The 19,434-nt window shown below is 38.6% G+C and carries 21 protein-coding genes; 9 read left to right on the top strand and 12 right to left on the bottom strand.

What is annotated here, in order from left to right; genetic code table 11:
* Positions 1-43: 43 nt before the first annotated feature.
* Positions 44-1,261, bottom strand: coding sequence for a pyridoxal phosphate-dependent aminotransferase (locus PS1M3_RS06930; protein ID WP_006792184.1), 1,218 nt, complete (start codon positions 1,259-1,261; stop codon positions 44-46).
* A 163-nt stretch (positions 1,262-1,424) separates the two neighbouring features.
* On the bottom strand, positions 1,425-1,769 hold the full coding sequence (locus PS1M3_RS06925) for an Hpt domain-containing protein (protein WP_006792185.1): 345 nt from the start codon (positions 1,767-1,769) through the stop codon (positions 1,425-1,427).
* A gap of 135 nt (positions 1,770-1,904) precedes the next feature.
* On the opposite strand from PS1M3_RS06925, the gene PS1M3_RS06920 reads away from it, so the two are divergent.
* Together PS1M3_RS06920 and PS1M3_RS06915 are read left to right on the top strand one after the other, a co-directional pair.
* Positions 1,905-2,498, top strand: coding sequence for a tRNA-uridine aminocarboxypropyltransferase (locus PS1M3_RS06920; protein ID WP_203986940.1), 594 nt, complete (start codon positions 1,905-1,907; stop codon positions 2,496-2,498).
* 20 nt (positions 2,499-2,518) lie between these two features.
* On the top strand, positions 2,519-3,310 hold the full coding sequence (locus tag PS1M3_RS06915) for a CLCA_X family protein (protein ID WP_138741138.1): 792 nt from the start codon (positions 2,519-2,521) through the stop codon (positions 3,308-3,310).
* On the opposite strand, the gene dcd is transcribed toward PS1M3_RS06915, so the two are convergent.
* Positions 3,307-3,894 carry a dCTP deaminase gene (gene dcd / locus PS1M3_RS06910; RefSeq protein WP_006792188.1) on the bottom strand — a complete coding sequence of 196 codons (588 nt, stop codon included), beginning with the start codon at positions 3,892-3,894 and terminating at the stop codon, positions 3,307-3,309. The genes PS1M3_RS06915 and dcd overlap by 4 nt on opposite strands.
* A 4-nt stretch (positions 3,895-3,898) precedes the next feature.
* The gene (gene apbC, locus PS1M3_RS06905) at positions 3,899-4,975 is read right to left on the bottom strand and encodes an iron-sulfur cluster carrier protein ApbC (protein ID WP_138741139.1); all 1,077 of its coding nucleotides are present in this window, start codon (positions 4,973-4,975) and stop codon (positions 3,899-3,901) included.
* Positions 4,976-5,162: 187 nt separating this feature from the next.
* Here apbC and metG point away from each other — a divergent pair, with 187 nt between their 5' ends.
* Positions 5,163-7,184 (top strand): methionine--tRNA ligase, encoded by a 2,022-nt coding sequence (gene metG / locus PS1M3_RS06900; RefSeq protein ID WP_058429002.1) that lies wholly within the window; start codon positions 5,163-5,165, stop codon positions 7,182-7,184.
* 63 nt (positions 7,185-7,247) lie between these two features.
* On the opposite strand, the gene PS1M3_RS06895 is transcribed toward metG, so the two are convergent.
* Complete coding sequence (locus PS1M3_RS06895) at positions 7,248-8,180, bottom strand: IS3 family transposase (protein ID WP_203987283.1); 933 nt, start codon at positions 8,178-8,180, stop codon at positions 7,248-7,250.
* Positions 8,090-8,590: a transposase gene (locus tag PS1M3_RS06890; protein ID WP_203984230.1), complete on the bottom strand. Its 501-nt coding sequence runs from the start codon at positions 8,588-8,590 to the stop codon at positions 8,090-8,092. Before PS1M3_RS06890 ends, PS1M3_RS06895 begins: the two co-directional genes overlap by 91 nt.
* A 142-nt stretch (positions 8,591-8,732) precedes the next feature.
* Between PS1M3_RS06890 and PS1M3_RS06885 the strand changes: the two genes are divergently transcribed.
* Entirely contained in the window at positions 8,733-9,383 is a 651-nt protein-coding gene (locus PS1M3_RS06885) for a bifunctional 4-hydroxy-2-oxoglutarate aldolase/2-dehydro-3-deoxy-phosphogluconate aldolase (RefSeq protein WP_138740012.1), read from the top strand.
* Between the two features lie 90 nt (positions 9,384-9,473).
* Here PS1M3_RS06885 and lepB read toward each other — a convergent pair whose 3' ends face one another.
* On the bottom strand, positions 9,474-10,124 hold the full coding sequence (gene lepB, locus PS1M3_RS06880) for a signal peptidase I (RefSeq protein WP_052242862.1): 651 nt from the start codon (positions 10,122-10,124) through the stop codon (positions 9,474-9,476).
* A gap of 168 nt (positions 10,125-10,292) precedes the next feature.
* Here lepB and PS1M3_RS06875 point away from each other — a divergent pair, with 168 nt between their 5' ends.
* Positions 10,293-10,790, top strand: a complete 498-nt coding sequence (locus PS1M3_RS06875; protein ID WP_203986938.1) for a fasciclin domain-containing protein — start codon at positions 10,293-10,295, stop codon at positions 10,788-10,790.
* Positions 10,791-10,865: 75 nt separating this feature from the next.
* Here the strand turns inward: PS1M3_RS06875 and PS1M3_RS06870 are convergent, their stop codons facing one another.
* The 3 genes from PS1M3_RS06870 to aceK all read right to left on the bottom strand — a co-directional run bounded on the left by PS1M3_RS06870 (position 10,866) and on the right by aceK (position 13,979).
* The gene (locus PS1M3_RS06870; protein WP_008131476.1) at positions 10,866-11,117 is read right to left on the bottom strand and encodes a DUF2999 family protein; all 252 of its coding nucleotides are present in this window, start codon (positions 11,115-11,117) and stop codon (positions 10,866-10,868) included.
* Positions 11,118-11,186: 69 nt separating this feature from the next.
* Positions 11,187-12,149: a zinc-binding dehydrogenase gene (locus PS1M3_RS06865; protein ID WP_203986937.1), complete on the bottom strand. Its 963-nt coding sequence runs from the start codon at positions 12,147-12,149 to the stop codon at positions 11,187-11,189.
* Between the two features lie 54 nt (positions 12,150-12,203).
* Positions 12,204-13,979, bottom strand: coding sequence for a bifunctional isocitrate dehydrogenase kinase/phosphatase (aceK, locus tag PS1M3_RS06860; protein WP_203986935.1), 1,776 nt, complete (start codon positions 13,977-13,979; stop codon positions 12,204-12,206).
* Between the two features lie 117 nt (positions 13,980-14,096).
* Between aceK and PS1M3_RS06855 the strand changes: the two genes are divergently transcribed.
* Together PS1M3_RS06855 and PS1M3_RS06850 are read left to right on the top strand one after the other, a co-directional pair.
* Positions 14,097-15,044 carry a LysR family transcriptional regulator gene (locus PS1M3_RS06855; protein ID WP_203986932.1) on the top strand — a complete coding sequence of 316 codons (948 nt, stop codon included), beginning with the start codon at positions 14,097-14,099 and terminating at the stop codon, positions 15,042-15,044.
* 521 nt (positions 15,045-15,565) lie between these two features.
* Positions 15,566-16,003: a hypothetical protein gene (locus PS1M3_RS06850; protein WP_006792199.1), complete on the top strand. Its 438-nt coding sequence runs from the start codon at positions 15,566-15,568 to the stop codon at positions 16,001-16,003.
* 12 nt (positions 16,004-16,015) lie between these two features.
* On the opposite strand, the gene icd is transcribed toward PS1M3_RS06850, so the two are convergent.
* The gene (icd, locus tag PS1M3_RS06845) at positions 16,016-17,284 is read right to left on the bottom strand and encodes an NADP-dependent isocitrate dehydrogenase (protein WP_006792200.1); all 1,269 of its coding nucleotides are present in this window, start codon (positions 17,282-17,284) and stop codon (positions 16,016-16,018) included.
* A gap of 184 nt (positions 17,285-17,468) precedes the next feature.
* On the opposite strand from icd, the gene PS1M3_RS06840 reads away from it, so the two are divergent.
* The gene (locus PS1M3_RS06840; protein ID WP_203986929.1) at positions 17,469-18,269 is read left to right on the top strand and encodes a hypothetical protein; all 801 of its coding nucleotides are present in this window, start codon (positions 17,469-17,471) and stop codon (positions 18,267-18,269) included.
* Between the two features lie 40 nt (positions 18,270-18,309).
* On the opposite strand, the gene PS1M3_RS06835 is transcribed toward PS1M3_RS06840, so the two are convergent.
* The gene (locus tag PS1M3_RS06835) at positions 18,310-18,861 is read right to left on the bottom strand and encodes a hypothetical protein (RefSeq protein WP_203986925.1); all 552 of its coding nucleotides are present in this window, start codon (positions 18,859-18,861) and stop codon (positions 18,310-18,312) included.
* 392 nt (positions 18,862-19,253) lie between these two features.
* On the opposite strand from PS1M3_RS06835, the gene PS1M3_RS06830 reads away from it, so the two are divergent.
* Positions 19,254-19,397 (top strand): hypothetical protein, encoded by a 144-nt coding sequence (locus tag PS1M3_RS06830; protein WP_006792203.1) that lies wholly within the window; start codon positions 19,254-19,256, stop codon positions 19,395-19,397.
* The last annotated feature ends 37 nt before the right edge of the window (positions 19,398-19,434 follow it).

Genomic DNA, 19,434 nt, shown 5'->3' with positions numbered 1-19,434 from the left:
TAAAAACAAAAACGAGCCAACAGGCTCGTTTTTTTATAAAGTTTTATAATTGGCGATAATCTTTAAAGAAACGCTGCATTTTTTGCATGGCGTCAGTTAAGTCATCTTTATTAGGTAAAAATACTAACCTAAAGTGGTCAGGCTCTGGCCAATTAAACGCACGCCCATGCACTAATAATATTTTTTCGGCCTTGAGCAAATCAAACATCATTTGCTCATCGTTTTTTACATTAAAGTGTGCAGTATCAACCTTGGCAAACGCATATAAAGCGCCTTTTGGCTTTTTACAGCTAATGCCTTCAATCGCATTTAAACCGCGCCATGCAATATCACGTTGTTCGTATAATCGCCCGCCCGGATTAATTAAGTTATCAATTGATTGCACACCACCTAATGCCTGCTGAATTGCATATTGGGCAGGTACATTAGCGCATAAACGCATTGACGAGAGTATATCTAACCCTTTACTTAAGTCGTCCATGGCTGATGTTTTACCACTTAAAACCATCCACCCCATTCTTAGCCCAGCAGCACGGTAAGTTTTAGCTAAACCATTAAAAGTAATCATTGGCACATCATCACACAATGAAGCAATTGAAGTGTGGCTAACTCCATCGTATAAAATCTTTTCGTAAATTTCGTCGCTTAACAACAGTAACTTGTGCTCTCGCGCAATATCTATTAATTGCTTAAGCAGGTCATCACTGTATACCGCACCAGTAGGATTGTTCGGATTAATTAACACCAAGGCTTTGGTTTTAGAGGTGATTTTACTTTTTATGTCATCTATATCAGGAAACCAATCTTGCTCTTCATCACATAAATAATGAACGGGATTACCGCCCGCTAACTTAACTGACGCAGTCCACAACGGATAATCTGGCGCGGGGATAAGCACTTCATCATCGTTGTTAAGCAAAGCTTGAGTGATCATTTGGATTAGTTCACTTACCCCATTACCAATATAAATGTTATCAACGTCTAAGTTGTTTAACCCACGTTGTTGATAATGCTGGTACACAGCTACTCTGGCTGAGTAAAGTCCTTTAGAGTCACAATAACCTTGGGCAGAATACAGGTTACGGATAATATCGCGATGCATATCTTCAGGCATATCAAAACCAAATGCAGCTGGATTACCGATGTTTAATTTTAAGACTTTTTGACCATCGTCTTCCATTTTTTTAGCTTGAGCTAAAACAGGCCCACGAATGTCATAACATACGCCTTCTAATTTATGACTCTTTTTTATATCTGACATTTTACCTCTACTCGCTGGCGCCTGATGACCTTTGTAATTTGAGTTTTATAAGCAGGGTCTATTTTATCTAAACAATAAAAACCCGGTTGCCTACTAGACTAACCGAGTAAATATATAACACCAGTAAATTTAACAGCTTAAAACTGAAATTAATTCACGTTAACTATTGTGCATCTAACCATTGTTTAAATTTTGTTTGAGAGCCTTCTACCTGTGGCATTAAGTTGGCACAAGCATCCATCGCTTTAGCTAAGTCATCATTAACTAAGCTTAACTCTATGGTGCGCGAAACATCAGCTAAACTAGACGCACCAAACTGCGCGGCATTTGATTTTAAACTATGAGAATGACGAATCGCTGCCTCTTTATCTTTACCAATGGTTGCCATAACTTCAGAGCCCAGACGTTCAAACTCGGCACAACAAAAATCAAGCGTATCAGCAAACTGCTCGCCCAATAAAGATTTCATATTCTCTAACGCTGATGTATCTATGGTAATGTCTGTCATTATTTAATTCCTTCAACTATCCATGTTCATTGTATTTGATATAACTACTGTATATTGATAAATGAAAAAAAACCAACTTAATTGCTTTCATAAATGTATAATTTACAAGTTAATAATAGAGAGAAAATTTTTAAAATGGCACGCATTCTTTGTACTCGTTGTAATTTTGCGCTTAATACCTGTGTATGCAGCGCTATTGAAACAATAACTAACAAAGTTAAAGTTATTATTCTACAACACCCCAGCGAAGAAAAAATAGCAAAAAACACGGCTAAATTACTCGACTTAAGTCTAACTGATTGCGAAATCATCAAAGGTGAAAACAGTGCTGACTTTAGTATGTTAAATAGTTTGCCAAAAGAATCAACAGTACTGCTTTACCCAAACGAAAACGCCACCTGCCTAGATGAACCAAGCTCCACAAAACATAAGCACATCACTCATTTAATTGTGATCGATGGCACATGGAAAAAAGCCTATAAAATTTTGCAACTCACCCCTGCACTCAATCAATTTAGAACAGTGAGTTTTAATAAACTACCTAAAAATCGTTATACAATACGTAAAGCACCCCGTGCCGATAGCCTCTCTACACTTGAAGCCGTTGCTCATAGCTTAAGCTTAATAGAACATTTAAACCCAGAGCCTTTGTTTACTTTATTAGAAGAATTAATTAATAAACAAACCCAACATATGCCTGAGCACGTAAAAGCACGTTACTTAAATTAAATTTAGCTTTTGATAAACAGATGCGACATTACCCAAATAGATTAAAACGAGGATTTACTCGTCAAGGCCCCGACTATCGCTTTGATGACCAAGTTGATTTTAGCGATATAAGAACCACGTTTGGGTTTAGATCAATGGTCGTTGGTAAATGGGTAACCAAAGAAGAGCGCTATATTAGCGCTAATTTAATTTACGATGCGCTGGCCGACCTGGCGCAAATACTGCACTTACCACCTAAAGCAATTGGTCTGCGCGGAAAGTTAAATTTTGCATTTGGGCACGGTGGTCAAAAAGGTGTGCAAGCGCATTACAATGCAGGCAGTCAAACATTAGCACTTGCTAAAAATGCGGGCGGTGGTGCGCTCGCGCATGAGTGGTTTCATGCATTCGATCACCACATTAGTGAACATTTATTTAAAGTAAAACCACGCTATGGATTTGCTTCAAAGCTTTGGCTTTCAAATACACCAAATTTAATGCACCCACTCAATGACGCATTAAATAGTTTTTTCAAAGAAGTATTTTTAGATGCAAGTGGCGAAAATGCCAATGAATTTGTGCAAGCATGTATTAAACACGACCAAGCCCATAATATGAATTATATGAGTATGCCTGAAGAAATTGCAGCTCGCTGTTTTGAAGCCTGTATATATGCACACCCAAACATAAAAAACAGTTTTTTGGTGGCCGGTTTGCAATCCAGTAATTTAATATACCCACCAGCACAACATACCACCAAGGCAAATAAAGCGCTTAACCACTATTTTCAACTATTGGGTTATGCGCTTCATAATTTACCCGATAAGGTTTAGCTGTTTTCATCACTTATGCGACTTGCAACTGCGCTACTCTGGTCTTTGTATTTAGCATCTTTACGAATGTTATACGGGTTTTCACAAGGCCCTGAGAGCATTTCGAAACTCATAGCGCCAATTTTCATCATTGGGCGCAGCGCTAAGGGTAATTTTCCTGAGTTGTAAAACTCTAATACAATATTACCGCTCCAGCCGGGATCAATTCGGTGTGCTGTTACATGCACCATCAAACCTAAACGCGCAAGCGATGAACGCCCATCCAACCACCCTACAATATCGGCAGGTAGCGTTACTTTTTCATAAGTGATTGCAAGCGCGAGTTCACCTGGGTGTAAAAAAAACGCTTCACCGTCTGCAAGCTCAATTTCCTCACTCATGATTGATTCCATGGCTTTATTGAGTTGATCCTTTGGACCACTTAAATCAACGTAGGCTGCATTATGGGCATTGAACGTTCTAAATTTATTACCAAGACGTAAATCTGCTGTCACACCCGATATCATCTCACTACTCGGAGCAGGCTCTATAACTATTCGGCCATCTTTTAGGTGTTCTTTAATATGTGTATCTGAAAGTCTCATGCTTTTAATCTTCTGTAATCACAATTTCTATGCTGTTGTGATGCTGTTGATAATATAGCGTGCTGGCTATAAGCCTAGCTGCTGCGCTGTATGTTTTGCTTATTGCCGCATCGTTATCGCTAGCAATAAGTTTTCCTTGCTCAGAGTACTCTCTAATATCAATGGCAAGGGGAATATGGCTAAGTACCGGAACGCCATGCTTGTGGGCTAGTTTTTGTGCACCCTCTTTGCCAAATACATGGTTTGCCTCACCGCAGTGGCTGCAAACGTAATGGCTCATATTTTCTATCAAACCAAGTACTGGCACATTTACTTTATTAAACATTGCAATGCCTTTTTGGGCATCAGCGAGTGCTAAATCTTGAGGCGTAGTTACAATAACAGTCCCACTGGCAGGTACTTTTTGACTCATGGTAAGTTGTATATCACCTGTACCTGGGGGCATATCTACAATTAAATAATCGAGCTCGCCCCAATCAGTCTCGTTCAGTAATTGACTAAGTGCACCCGATGCCATTGGGCCTCGCCATACTGTTGCGTCATCACTGGGTACTAAAAAGCCGATAGATTGGGCTTTAATGCCATTGGCATCAAACGGTAGTAATTGTTTGTTATCTTTTGTTTTTGGCTCAGCACCAACAAGGCCCAACAACATTGGTATTGAAGGACCATAAATATCAGCGTCTAAAATACCAACTTTTGCTCCCTCAGCTTTTAATGCACCCGCTAAATTAACAGCTGTAGTCGATTTACCTACCCCACCTTTACCTGAAGCAATAAGTACAATGTGTTTAATTCCTTTAAACTTTGCAGGCTCTTGAATATCAACCTTAGCCTTTATTGAGATTTCAATATTTAAAACATCACGGACATGCTGCTCTACAAGGGGGATTTCTGATTGCGCAGCAAAAGGTAAAGTAAGACTAATTTGTAATGATTTATCGTCGTTTTCAGAAGTTGACTCAATAAAGCTTTCGTCAATTCCTACGGCAAAGGCCGCACTACGATAAGCCGCTAAAGCAGCAATAATCGGTTGTTTTTGCACCGATTTAGAAGAGAAAAGTTTCGACAGTCCAAACATAGCAATTAAATAGCGTTTCTTTGATGAAAAGTGCCTCGGAATTATGTAACATTCAGGTCATTAACACCAGTCAATTAATAAAAATCCATAAGCAGTGTGCGCGCATAGCCACCTGTTTATAGATAAATTAATGATAACAGCCGTTTAAATAGTAAAAACGGTATTTTATCCTCAATTCGGAATGATTATGGCACAGCGAAAGATCCTGATTACCAGCGCATTACCTTATGCAAATGGCCCAACCCACTTAGGTCATTTATTGGAATATATTCAAACTGATATTTGGTCACGTTTTCAAAAACTTCAAGGCCATGAAACGTATTATGTTTGCGCAGACGATGCCCACGGCACACCAATCATGCTTAATGCACAGAAGCAAGGGATCACACCTGAAGAAATGGTAAAAAATGTGAGCATTGAACGCCAACGCGACTTTGCTGATTTCAACATTAAGTTTGACAATTACCACAGCACGCATAGCCAAGAAAACAAAGAATTTAGTGAATTAATATACAACCGCTTAAACGACGCGGGCCATATAAAAAAGCACACTATTTCGCAATTGTTTGACCCAGAAAAAGGCATATTTTTACCTGATCGATTTGTAACCGGTACTTGCCCAACGTGTAAGTCTGAAGATCAAAATGGCGATAGCTGTGATTCGTGTGGCGCAACTTACAGCCCAACCGAATTAATAAACCCGCGCTCTGTTATGTCAGGTGCCGAGCCTATTTTGAAAGATTCTGAGCATTACTTTTTTGACCTACCAGCATTTGAAGGCATGCTTAAAGAATGGCTACACTCAGGTACTATTCAACAAGAAATGGCTAACAAGCTAGACGAATGGTTTACTGACGGCTTACAACAGTGGGATATCAGCCGTGATGCGCCTTACTTTGGTTTCGAAATTCCAAATGCCCCAGGTAAATACTTTTACGTATGGCTAGATGCGCCAATTGGTTACATGGCCAGCTTTAAAAACCTGTGTGATAAAAAAGGGATTGATTTTGACGCATTTTGGGCTGAAGGATCAGAAGCAGAACTTTACCACTTTATTGGTAAAGACATTATTTACTTCCACAGCTTATTTTGGCCAGCCATGCTAGAAGGCGCTAAATTTAGAAAACCAACTAACGTATTTGCACACGGGTTCGTTACTGTAAATGGCGAAAAAATGTCTAAGTCAAAGGGCACGTTTATTAAAGCGCGTACCTACCTAGACAACCTAAATCCAGAATACTTACGTTACTATTACGCTGCAAAATTAAACAGCGGTATTATCGATCTTGATTTAAACCTAGAAGACTTTGCACAACGTGTTAATTCAGATCTGGTTGGTAAAGTCGTTAATATAGCGAGCCGTTGCGCAGGCTTTATTACCAAAAAGTTTGATGGAAAATTAAGCGCAACCATTATGCAACCAGAGCTTCTCGAAGAGTTCCAAGCTGCTGCGCCAAGTATTACCACCCATTTTGAGAACCGTGAATACAGTCGCGCAATTCGTGAAATTATGGCCCTTGCCGACAAAGCAAACCAATTTATTGATGGCGCAGCACCATGGGTATTAATTAAAGACGAAACTAAGCAACAAGAAGCTCACGATGTGTGTTCGCTTGGCCTTAACTTGTTCCGTGTTTTAATTACCTATTTAAAACCAGTACTACCGGCTATGGCCCAAAACGTAGAAGCGTTTTTAAACGATGATCTTGCTTGGGATGCAGTACAGACGCCACTAGTAAGCCACTCAATCAATAAATTTAAACCGTTAATGCAACGCGTAGAAATGGACAAAGTAAACAAAATGGTTGAAGAATCTAAAGAAAGCCTAGAGCCTAAAGTAACAATTGATCCAAATAGCCCTCTTGCAAAAGAACCTATTAGCGAAGAAATTGAGTTTGACGATTTTGCAAAGGTAGACCTTCGTGTTGCTAAAATTGCAAAAGCAGAGCATGTAAAAGGCGCCGACAAACTACTGAAGCTAACCCTTGATTTAGGCGGCGAAACGCGTCAAGTATTCGCAGGCATTAAATCAGCATACGCTCCTGAAGATATTGAAGGTAAGCTAACAGTAATGGTTGCAAACCTTAAACCGCGTAAAATGCGTTTTGGTATGTCTGAGGGTATGGTACTTGCTGCAGGCCCTGGCGGAAAAGAAATTTATATTCTTAATCCTGACGACGGATCAGAACCTGGAATGCGTGTAATGTAAATTTACACATATGAATAAAAAAACCGCTGACTCTGAAGTGACCCCAATAAGTTGGACTCATTTCTAAGCGGCAACCAAGGCCTGATTTCGATATTGTATCGGACTCAGGCCTTTTAGTTTTAGCTTAATGCGTTCGTTGTTGTAATAATCGATGTATTCTTTGATGTTTTCAATGAGTTCATTTGCGTCCTTGAACGTCTCATTGTGATACATCTCAGTTTTTAATATGCCGAAGAAGTTTTCTGCAACGGCATTGTCTAAGCAGTTTCCTTTTCGAGACATACTTTGAATTAGCCCATGCTTTTTCAGGTGTTGTTGATATCGTTTATTTTGATATTGCCAACCTTGGTCTGAGTGGATGAGTGGTCTCTCATGCTTCAACAGCTTTGCTGTTGCGGCTTTAAGCATGTCAGTCACTAGTGGTAGCGTGACAGATGTCCTTACCTCATAGCTGACCACTTCTTGGTTAAATAGGTCTATTACCGGTGACAGGTATACCTTTTCTCCATTGACTTTAAATTCAGTGACATCGGTCACCCATTTTTGATTGGGCTTCTTTGCCGTAAATTCACGTTTGAGAATATTTTCAGCGATTCTACCGACTTCACCTTTGTAAGAGGTGTAGCGTTTAGGTCTGACTTTTGATTTCAAGCCAAGTTCGCCCATCAAGCGTTGCACGCGCTTATGATTAACCATCAAACCCATTGCTCTTAGCGTGCAAGTTACCCTACGGTAGCCGTATCGTCCTTTGTGCTTGTGATAGATATCACGTATTCTTTCGCATAAGTCAGTGTTGGAACAGGGCTGAAACAGTGTATTACGATGGTAATAATACACACTCTTGGGAAGCCCTGTGACCTTTAATAAGTGTTGTAAGCTGTATTTTGCCTTGAGCTCTTCGACAACTATCGTTTTGTCTTTGCTTTTTTCTTTCTGGCCTGAGCCAAGGCTTCTAACTTTTTTAAGACTGCGTTCTCTGCACGTAGATAATCCAATTCTTCCCTGAGCTCTTTTTCAGACATGTCTGCTGATGGTTTAGGAGATGAAGAATGATTCGTCACGCGAGGCCTACCTTTTTTCTGTGGTTTTAGTCGGGTTATACCCTCGTGAGCATAAAGCTTTTGCCATTGAAATAAAATACCTGGGGATGATAAGTCGAAATAGGCGCTAGTATAACCCAAAGACCAATCATTAATTTCCATCGTCTCGAGCACATGAATTTTGAACCCGCCTGAATAAGGTAACTGTTTATGGATAAAACTCTTTGACCCATTAAGCAGGTAGACCTGAAACCAATAACGAATAAGCCGAGCGCTAATATTGTACTTTCTACTTAATGCTTCAGAGTTTTCCTGCTCAGCAAGTTGTGCGAGCTTTAACTTAAATATTCTTTTGTGCTTGGACATAAAAAGACCCCCAGTAATTGGATTGTCCAACTATTGGGGGTCACTTCACTCTCAGCGGTTTTTTTATATGTTATTTTATCCTATTTGCGACTTTTATCGATTTTTTGTACCATCGACCAATAAATAATAAAAAAGTAATACAATGCCTAGCACAGTTCCTCAAGAAAAGACTGTAACTCGCAACAAAATTTTAAAGCACAAAATAGTGGCTATTATTCGATTAAAAAAACAATCAGATGTTGCACCACTTGTCGATTGCTTAGTTGAGGCTGGTATAAAAGTGCTTGAAATCACCTCTAATACACCAGGGTTTGAGCAAGAAATTAAAAATGCACGTATTCGTCATCAACATATTTTGGTGGGTGCAGGCACCATCACAAATACTAAACTAGCTCAACGAGCCATTAATGCGGGTGCACAGTTTATAGTAACCCCTAATACTGATAAGCGTATTGTGTCAGTTGCCCATCAGTGTAATTTACCTGTTTTAATGGGGGCTTTAACGCCAACAGATATCGCTAACGCGATTGAGTATAATGCGGATATTATTAAGGTATTCCCAGCAGGTAGCATGGGGATTGACTATTTTAAGGCATTAAAAGGCCCATTTGATAGCGCCAATTTAATGCCCGTTGGCGGGATAAATTTAAATAACATTACTCAGTGGTTTGACGCAGGGGCTTGCGGTGTAGCCATTAGTAGTGATTTTTCAAAAGTGATTACTAGCCACGCTGACAAGCAAGCTCTTACCCAGTTAGTTCATGACCATTTAACTGACATACCCACTGATTAAAGGTCTTTAATTTGCTGTAATCACTAGGTATTGTTCAAACTTAAATTACATCAAATACTTAATACTCTGTTCAAACAAATCTAAATGCACTTAGTTTAAAGAGAGCAAAACACGCTCTTTTCTTGGTATGTAGTAATTATCGTAATCAAGCGAAACAATAACCTTATTTGCTTTTCCGAGTAGTTCACCACGAGGGATTAAACCAATTACGCGAGAGTCTGCGCTATTGTCACGGTTATCCCCCATTGCCAAATAGTAATCATCTGGAATGGTGATCATTTCAAAGCCAGCTAATTGGGATGGTACATTTGCTATCCTAATGGTGTGCTTCTTACCGTTTAATATCTCTACTTTATCAACCGAATCGATATTATTTTGCACATGTTCGTAGTTAAGCTTTTTGCCATTAATAATTAATTCGTTATTTACTAAAGAAACGGTATCACCAGGCACACCAATAACACGTTTAATTAACCGGTTATCTGCCGCTTGTGAGTCGAATACAATAATGTCCCCTGTCTGTGGTTCGTTAATTTTAAGCAAAGAAATATGCGTAAAAGGCACTCGTAAGTCGTACGCCATTTTGTCTGTTAAAATTCTATCTCCTTGCTCAATTGTAGGTTTCATTGAGCTCGTAGGCACTTCATACCAGTCGGCTACTGCACTTCTAAACACACTCATTAAGGCAATAAATACAATGAGTGAACGATTATTTTTCCAAAATTTATAAAGCACTTTCATAACTGCTCCCTTTAATTGATCAAGTAATGGTATGACCTAACAGCGCTTTAGCAGTTCAAAAAAGGATGTAACAAAAGATGTTTGACCAAAAAACGTTTTTGATCGATTAAATTTTCAGCAGCGTAGCATCTTAGGAATTTAGCAAATATTAACTTAAAGGAAACTAACATGTTTAAGAAGATAACCACCGCAATTTTAATTACCGCCGCAAGCATAGGGTTTTCATTTTCTGCGCAAGCCAACCATCATGGCATGAAGAAAGATGTGGTTGATGTTGCGGTTGAAAATGGCTCGTTCACAACACTTGTTGCAGCCGTAAAAGCAGCCGGTTTAGTTGATACTCTAAAAGGCAAAGGACCATTCACTATTTTTGCACCATCTGATGCCGCTTTCTCAAAGTTACCTGAGGGTACCGTTGAAATGCTGTTAAAGCCAGAAAACAAAGAGAAGTTAACGGCAGTGCTAACCTACCATGTTGTCGCTGGAAAAATAATGGCAAAAGAGGTGGCTAAGTTAGATAGCGCCAAAACACTCCAGGGGCAGTCGGTAATGATTAAAACAAGCATGGGTGTGATGGTAAACGACGCTAACGTGATGATGCCAGATGTTAAAGCAAGTAATGGCGTAATCCATGTAATTGACACTGTTCTTCTTCCAAAAAAATAAGCAGTAAAAATTATGTACAAAAAAAGAAGCATAAACGTAAGCTTATGCTTCTTTTTAACGAATACTTAGACCTTATTACTGATTAAGCTTTTCTTTCGCTTCTTTTACTTTTTCAAAGTCTAAACCTAACTCATCGGTAGCTTCTTTGATTAAGTGTGGTTGTGTCATAACAACAGCCATTAATTGCTGAAGCTTTTCAGGCGGTATGCCAAGCTCCTGTACAAGCGCCATAGCCATCATTGGGTTTTGTGTAAACGCCTCGAATAACGCTTTTACTTTTTCATCACTTACATTATGTTCTTTTAAAATTGCAATTATTGGATTCATTTTTAACCTTGGTTTTATAATAACGTGTGTATGACTGAATTATATGGGCATAACGTGTAAAATAAAGCGTTATTCTACAAGCAATACGACTTTACCCGCGTTTTCGTTGCGCTCTAATATTGCATGTGCCTCTTGAGCCTGTGTCCATGGCAACGTTTTGTACACATTAAAGTCATAGTTTTTAGATGCTATGTCGTTGTAAAAGCGTTCTACTAAGTCATCTCTTAGTTGGCGTTTAAAATCAATACTGCGGTTACGAAGGGTTGACGCATGAAACGAAATCCTTTTACGTAACAGGGCTGCAAAATCAACCTCAGCAAAACGCCCATCTAAAAAGGCAAGCATAATTATTTGGCAATCCATGGCAGCAACTTGTGCATTTTTGTTTAAATAACTGCCTGCAACGGGATCAACAATTACATTAGCGGTTAAATTACGGCTTTGCATGTAATCTACAAAGTCTGTGTTTTTGTAGTTAATTGTATGATCTGCTCCCAGCGACTTAGCGTGTTGGCATTTTTCATCAGAACCTGCGGTTATAACAACTGTTGCTCCTGCACTTTTTGCCATTTGAATAGCGGCACCACCTACGCCACTGGCCCCTGCATGTATCAATGCCGTTTGCCCATGTTGTAGCTTGCCAAGCTCAAATAATGCACCAAAAGCAGTTAAATACACCTCGCTTATGGCAGCACCTTCAACCATAGTTACATCATCAGGTAGTTCCATTAATTGTTTAGTATCTACCGCAACATATTCGCTATAAGCGCCACCTGCACACAGTGTAAAAATACGTTTATCGAGCCAGCTTTTATCAACTTCGTTACCCAGCTCTACCACAGTGCCTGCACACTCTAAACCTAAAATTGGGCTGTCACCTTTTGGGGCTGGGTACTTACCTTGGCGTTGCATGCAATCAGCACGATTCACGCCAATTGCAGCCACTTTAACAAGCACTTCATAATTTTTTAGCTGCGGTTTACGGGTATCACTAAAGGCAAGGTTTCCGCTTTCATGGGAAATATATTTCATTACCACTCCTTTGCTTTAACTAAAGTTGTACTTTAGACATGGGGGTAATTATTTCTATTTAAACCGCCAGCTTTGCTTGTACGGGTAAACATCAGGTAAAAAACCATTTTTTATTTGCTGCTGGCACTGTTGCCAATAGGTTGTTGTAAATAAGTCACTGTGGTGGTTGTTAAAACACTCAAATGCATGAGCATTTGCGCTAAAAAAAACCTTAAATTGACTGGGAAATATATCGTTTTCATCAATATCAAAATAAGAATGACTACTTAACTCCTCTAATGCATTTTGTGTTTGAGGTACATCTCTAAAATTACACTGAGTTAGTGGGCAAATCTCATCAAAGTCATAAAACACAACACGCCCCCAGCGAGTAACGCCAAAGTTTTTCATTAGCATGTCACCTGGAAATATATTCGCCCCAGCTAAATCTTTAATTGCTTTTCCATAATCAAGCATCACATGGTCCAATGCGTGTTTATCGCAGTGGTTAATATATAAATTAAGAGGTGTCATTTTTCGTTCAACATACACATGTTTTAAAATAAGTGCCTTGCCCGATATAACTAAACTGCTATCAATGTGTGTTTTCATCTGCGTTAATAGTTCTTCACTAAAGCGGCTCAAATCAAACGCTAAATACCTAAACTCGTGCGTATCTACCAATCGCCCTACTCGGTCGGCTTGCTTCACAAAGTTATATTTTTCTTTTACGTGTGCTTTAGTTGCGGTTTTTGGTGCACTAAATTTATCTTTTATTACTTTATATACATAATCTGAGCCTTCAATAGTAAATACCAGCATAACCATGCCAGGTGTACCAGGTGCGTTTATATATTTAAAACTTGCGGGGCTGTTTTTAGTGGTATCAACCTTGTAGCGGTAAAACTCGGTTTTAGCGTGTTTAATAAAGCCAATAGCGTTAAATAATTCAAAACGCTTTTTATGCGGCATAAGTACACTGAGGTAATCAACATAACGCGCGGGTTGGTCTGTATCTACCATAAAATATGTACGGGCAAAGCCAAATAACAAGCTTAATTGATCGGCGCCCATCATAACCGCATCTATTCTTAAGCCTTTTTCGGTGTTTAAAATAGCAATAGCAAACGGCATGTTATCGCCATTTTTAGCGATACAACGGCCAATCAAATAACAGGCTTTATTTCTAAAAAATAACGAGTTTGCGTATTCAATAAACCCGTCGTTTAAATTTATCAGTTCATAGACCTGCTTACATTGATGTTTAGCACCTTGCATTAGGGTTTGCTGTAAACGCTTTAAATCGGCATTTAATTGGCAGAACGGAACTCTAAACATTTGCGTAGTAATAAGCTGTGAAATTGCGGTTTCAAACCCATTTTGAAGCGATATTCTACTTACTAAACTTTCAAATGAGCGTGGTTCACTTCGGTATTTGGCTTTTAATACAAATAAATGCACTGTACGAATTTTTTTATCGTCCCAAATAGCACCAAATGTTGAATTAAAAAAAGTATGCGCAATGGGTTTATTCTCATGGTGCTCAACCATATCCCCATAAATACTTTTAGCTAGTTGCCATGTGTGTGGGCAGTCTAGTTCTTGATAAGCAATTATTTTAACCGCTTCACTCACATTTTTTACTTGGCGCTCATAAACTTGTAACCGATCGCGCATTGCACGCTGTACATCATGATATTGGCGCTGCTCAAACCGACTTTGTGCACCAAGTGTTATATTTAAAAACTCAGCAAACATCGCATCAAACCCTGCAAGTACAGCACGTGCAAGCTTAGTTGCAATCACCTTTTGAAGAGCATTATTTGAATCATCGATTAACGTATTTGGCATGTTAACAACACTTATATTTTTACCCGTTATGGCGGTTATTTTTTATTAATTGTTTACACCTTAACAAGCAGGCTTTAATTTAGATAATTAATACAGCAAATAAATAAGATTGATCTAATGAATATACGTAACGTCGATCTCAACCTTCTCGTCTATTTAAACGTGCTTATAGACGAAAAAAGTGTGTCTAAAGCCGCCAATAAATTAGCGCTAACACAACCGGCAATGAGTAATGCATTAAAGCGATTACGCGATTTATTTGAAGATCCGCTTCTTGTTCGCGCTGCAGGGTCAATGACCCCAACAGCTAAAGCACTCCTACTTAAACCCGAAATAGAATCATTATTAAAAATGGCTGAAGCAATTACTCAACCCAGTGAGCAATTCAACCCCGCTACGGCTGAAATAACCTTTAGAATAATGGCAAACGACTATTTAGAGTCAACGTTAATTGCGCCATTTATAACAGCGCAATTAAATAAAAATCCAGGTATTAATTTTGACGTTTTAAGCCCAAGCGATGTTAACTTACAAGACATGGAAAAAGGCACCATAGACCTTGCTATTAATCGCTTTAACGGATTACCGCGATCGTTTCACCAAGCCACAGTATGGCGCGATAACTACTGCTGTTTAACACACCCCAAGAATACTTTTTTACAAAACGCCACACTCGATAATTACCTCAAAAAAGAACATATTTGGGTAAACCGGGCTGGTTGGGGCCCTGAAGCCGCAGTAACTAATAAGTCAGGTAAACAAAAATTAGGCTGGGTAGATGAAGCACTCTGGCAGTTAGAGCAAACACGTAAAATTAGGGTATTTACCCGCCACTACATGATTGCCAGTTTACTTTGTCAATCAGAGCAACTGGTGGCGACATTACCACGTAGGCAAGCTAAGCTATTAACAACACATACTAACTTAGTAATAAGTCCACCCCCGTTTCAAATAGTGCCTATTGAGGTAAAAATGATATGGAGCCCACTGCTTCACCATGCGCCAGCGCATCAATGGTTACGCCGCGAAATGCTTGAGTTCGCTAAAACAGTAGCAGATAGGTAAATTTTAAAATATCCATTACGTTTTTCAAAAAATACTGAAAAATCTAAAAGCACACATTCAATTTGCTAGTAAATACATACTAAAAATGACGGGCTAGGTGAGAGGTAAGAAAAACACAACGTTTAAAAACTAATTTTTCAATAAATAAAACATCGAGACACTCACTTTAATAAAGTGAGTGTCTCGATGTTTTGCTTTGGAGTCGTATAAGTCTTAGCAAGGGGAGTAACCTTACTCATTAATAATTTGCAAAGCCGATACCATGTTTTTTATTTTAAATTAATTCAATAACTTAACAAAAAAACCCTATACTCCTTCTTCTGAAATTTGTACCACTTTTGTGCATTTATTTATTTTTTGCACCAAATTAAATAAAAAAAGAAGCCGATAAATTTAGCGTAAATTAAATGAATAAAACTTAATATTGATCTAATCAATATCAGTTATTGAAAACAACAATTTCATTAATAATACAGTTAGCGCTAGAGTGAAGTTAAGCCAACAAACTAAGAGTATTTATTATGACAACAGCTTCTTTCACACGCCAAGACGGGTTATTCATCGACGCTAACTTACATCAGTTCATTGAAGAGCAGTTATGTTCTAAAGCAACATTACAAACAACAGATGTTTACCAAACACTGGCGACATTAGTTGATGAGTTTGGGTGTACTTGTCGTAAAACTAAGCACCAACCAAACGATGTACTTGAAGTACAAACACTATTGAACGCTTACCAACTGCAAAACCATCCGCACTGTCATGTGGATGCGCAAACAACTGAAGCGGTACTTGATGAATATTGCTGCCAGGTTCCTGCAATCATTGTTGTTGCTTTAATGGATACGCTTAGTGGTACACAATGCGATGAACCAAATGCACACGACATCTACCATCGTGCCGCACAGTTAACTAATCGCCCATGCGTACATACAGTTAAAACTGCCTCAGCAGCTTAATAATGAATGTGTTTAAAAGTGCTCGATAACTTTATCTGCAAAGTCTGTGCAGCTTAAGGTTGTCGAGTTATGAGTTTTTGAAGTATCAATGCCTTGCTGGGTTAAATCAAAAGTAACATACCCACTTGCTAATGTGTTTTCTAGAGCATTTTCAATAGTTAATGCCGCCTCATCCCATTTCATAAATTTAAGCATGAGTACTGCGCTCAAAATACTGCTGCTTGGATTCGCTTTGTTTTGCCCTGCAATTCGCTCAAATGTACCATGAGTAGGTTCAAAAAAAGCCACATCATTATTCAAGTTTGCAGCAGGCATAATGCCCACACCACCCACTTGAGCGCTGAGCATATCGGCTAAAAAGTCCCCATTTTGATTCGTAGTTGCCACTACATCAAACTGCTCAGGGTTCATTAAACATTGTTGCAGCATGTTATCGGCAATGACTTCTTTAATTATTAGAGGCGCCTGCCCAGCACGCTCAATTTTAAGCCAGCGGCCATTTTCGTGTTCAATAGCATTAAATTCCTTTTTGGCGAGTGCAAAGCCCCAACGTTTAAATGCACCATCAGTAAACTTAAGCACATTGCCTTTATGAACAAAAGTGACAGAATCTCGATTGTTATTAAGGGCAAAATTAAGAGCGAAACGTGTTAATCGCTCAGAGCCTTCTTTGGATATATTTTTTATACCTATGCCGCAATCTTGTGAAAACCTAAGGCGTGTTACCCCCATTTCTTCACATAAAAAGTCGAGCATTTTTTCACTTTCAATGCTGCCTGCTTGCCACTCAATACCTGAATATACATCTTCGCTGCTATCACGAAGAACCGTAATGTTGGTTAAAAAAGGATTTTTTAAAGGAGAAGGCAAAGCACTAAACCCTTTGATAGTGCGCATATTTACAAATAAATCCATTTCTTGGCGTAAAGCAACATTTAAAGAGCGGAACCCTCCACCCAAAGGCGTAGTTAATGGCCCTTTTATTGCTATTTTACAGGCTCTTACTGCTTGTATTGTTTCTTGTGGAAACCAATCACCATCGTAAAGCTTGGCTGCTTGCTCACCATTAAACACTTGCATCCAATGTATTTTTCGCTTGTTTTTGTAACAGTGTTTGATAGCGCAATCTACAATATTTCTCATAACGGGCATAACATCTTGCCCAACTCCATCTCCATTAATATAGGCAATAACAGGCTCTGAAGGAATAACCCACTTCCCTTGCTCATCTACCGTTATATGTTGCCCTTGCTCTGGCATTTTTATATGTTGGTATTGCATCATTAAAGCCTATAAATCAATGTATATGCTCGATTAAACCATGTTAATTAAGGCGTGTCTTTAATTGCCTTTTTATAGTTGGTATCAGTTTAAAAAATAACAAATACGATGTGCTTATGTAGTTAAAAGGATGGTCTTATAGCGTGTACGGTTCGTATTAGTTTTTAAATATAGAGGGGTTTTAATGAAATTATTGTGGACGTTGCTATTTTTATACTCTTTAAACATCTGCGCTCTTGAGGTTGACATACACGAGCTAGACTCGCTGTCTAAAAGTGGCCAGCAAGTTGTCTCTACCTGGATTGATCAGAGTGTAAAAAAAACTGAAAATACGCTTGGGCCTTTAAAGCAAACTACCTTGCCTATTTATTTGAAGCCGCAATATTTTGCATTTGAGCCAGTACCATGGGCAACGGTAAAGCGAAGCAATCCCGATGGGGTTGAACTTCATATTGATAGATATGCAAGTTTAAATGCATTTACTAAAGACTGGACCCTATATCACGAGCTATCGCATTTATATTTGCCGCTTTTCCCCTACTCTGCTTTTTGGTTAAGTGAAGGGTTTGCTAGTTATATGCAAAACGTAATTATGCGAGACAGCGGTGTAATAACCCAAGCGCAATTTGTTCAACGATTAAATGCTGGGTTTAGTAGAGGTAGACTACAAAGCAAAACAAAGTCGCAGCCTTTAAGTGAGCTTTCTGCTGATATGTGGAATCAAGGTGCACAGCAACGTGTGTATTGGACAGGCGCTGTATTTTTTGTTGAAGCCGATTTAGCACTCCACCAGCAAGGCCAAACCCTTGCTGAAATAATAAAGGCCTATCAACTATGCTGTAGAACAGCGCGTTCAAGTGCTAAAGCATTTATTAAAGACCTTGATAAACTCTCACGTAGTAGTATTTTTACTTCTTTATATGCAGAGTATAAAAACCGCACTGACTTTCCAAACGTGACTAAAAAATTAATAAACACACTTTGAGCTGTATTGATTTTAAAGTTAGGCTTCTAATACCAAGATGCTAAAAATCATTTGAAGTTAAATAGTTACAAAAGTATTGATAAGCCTGTTCATTATAATTTAAAGAACGCTTATTCATAAATCCATGACAATAATCTGTTGGTTTGCAAATTACGTTTTGTTTTTTATTAAGCTCATTAATAACAGCAGTCACATCAAAGTGCACCTCATGGTAAGGAAAAATAAACTCACAGAGTACACTTGCGTCTAAATCTAAGTAGTTTCGTATTTGTGATGGATAAAAACCAACCACTTTTTTAAGATGTGGATTGCTTGTTAATAACTGGGCTCGCCATGCGGCACTAGCCCCTGCACTAAAGGCAATGCAAATTGTTGGCTCTGTGAGTCTATCAAATTGTTTATGCAGCATTGCCGTATACACGTTGTGGCCACATGCTTTTATAAAGTTTTTATAGTTAAGTTCTTCACTTTCAATAGCTTGTTCTTGCCCACTGTAAGGTTCAACAAGGGTGTACTGAGTGTTTAATGTTTTACAAAAGTCATGTAAAGCCGGTGTTTTTCCGTAAATATCACTCACTATTATGTAATGCATACGATTCCCTTTTGGTGTAATTCAAAGTATTTAACCCAGTTGATAAAGTCTACACTACAAAAACTATACAAATAACTTGCGAGCATAATTTATTTAGGTTACATTCCCTCTCTGGTTTTAAGAAACCACTGCGGTTAACCTATTTACCCTGATCCAGTAAGCCCCGCACAACGTATATTTGAAAGCTAAGTTATTGTACGGCGAGTACCCCTTAAATAATACCGAGATGAATTTTACAATCATCGTAAAAGTGTCATAAAGATCGTCAACACTGTAATGAAGCTAAACACAACATCGTTAATTTATTGACTGCAATCTGCTATAAAAAATAGCGCAGAATAAATTACAAGAATAAAGTGAGTTTTATTATGTCTTATAAATATAACGGATCTATGATCCAAATAGCACATCCTGTGCAATCAATTTCTGTTAATAAACATCGTGTTATCTTTAGTGATACACAAGGTTTAAAAAACGCATTGTTTCAAAAAGCTAGCGATGCGCGTCAATTTGTTAAGTGGCTAAAAGTTAGCTAAGCAAAGCTATATCGCAATCCCATGCGCGATAACACGT

The sequence above is a fragment of the Pseudoalteromonas sp. PS1M3 genome (assembly GCF_016865405.1).
Lineage (GTDB): Bacteria > Pseudomonadota > Gammaproteobacteria > Enterobacterales > Alteromonadaceae > Pseudoalteromonas > Pseudoalteromonas marina.
Note: the sequence above shows the minus strand (reverse complement) of the source record. Positions and strands in the feature narration are given on the sequence as shown.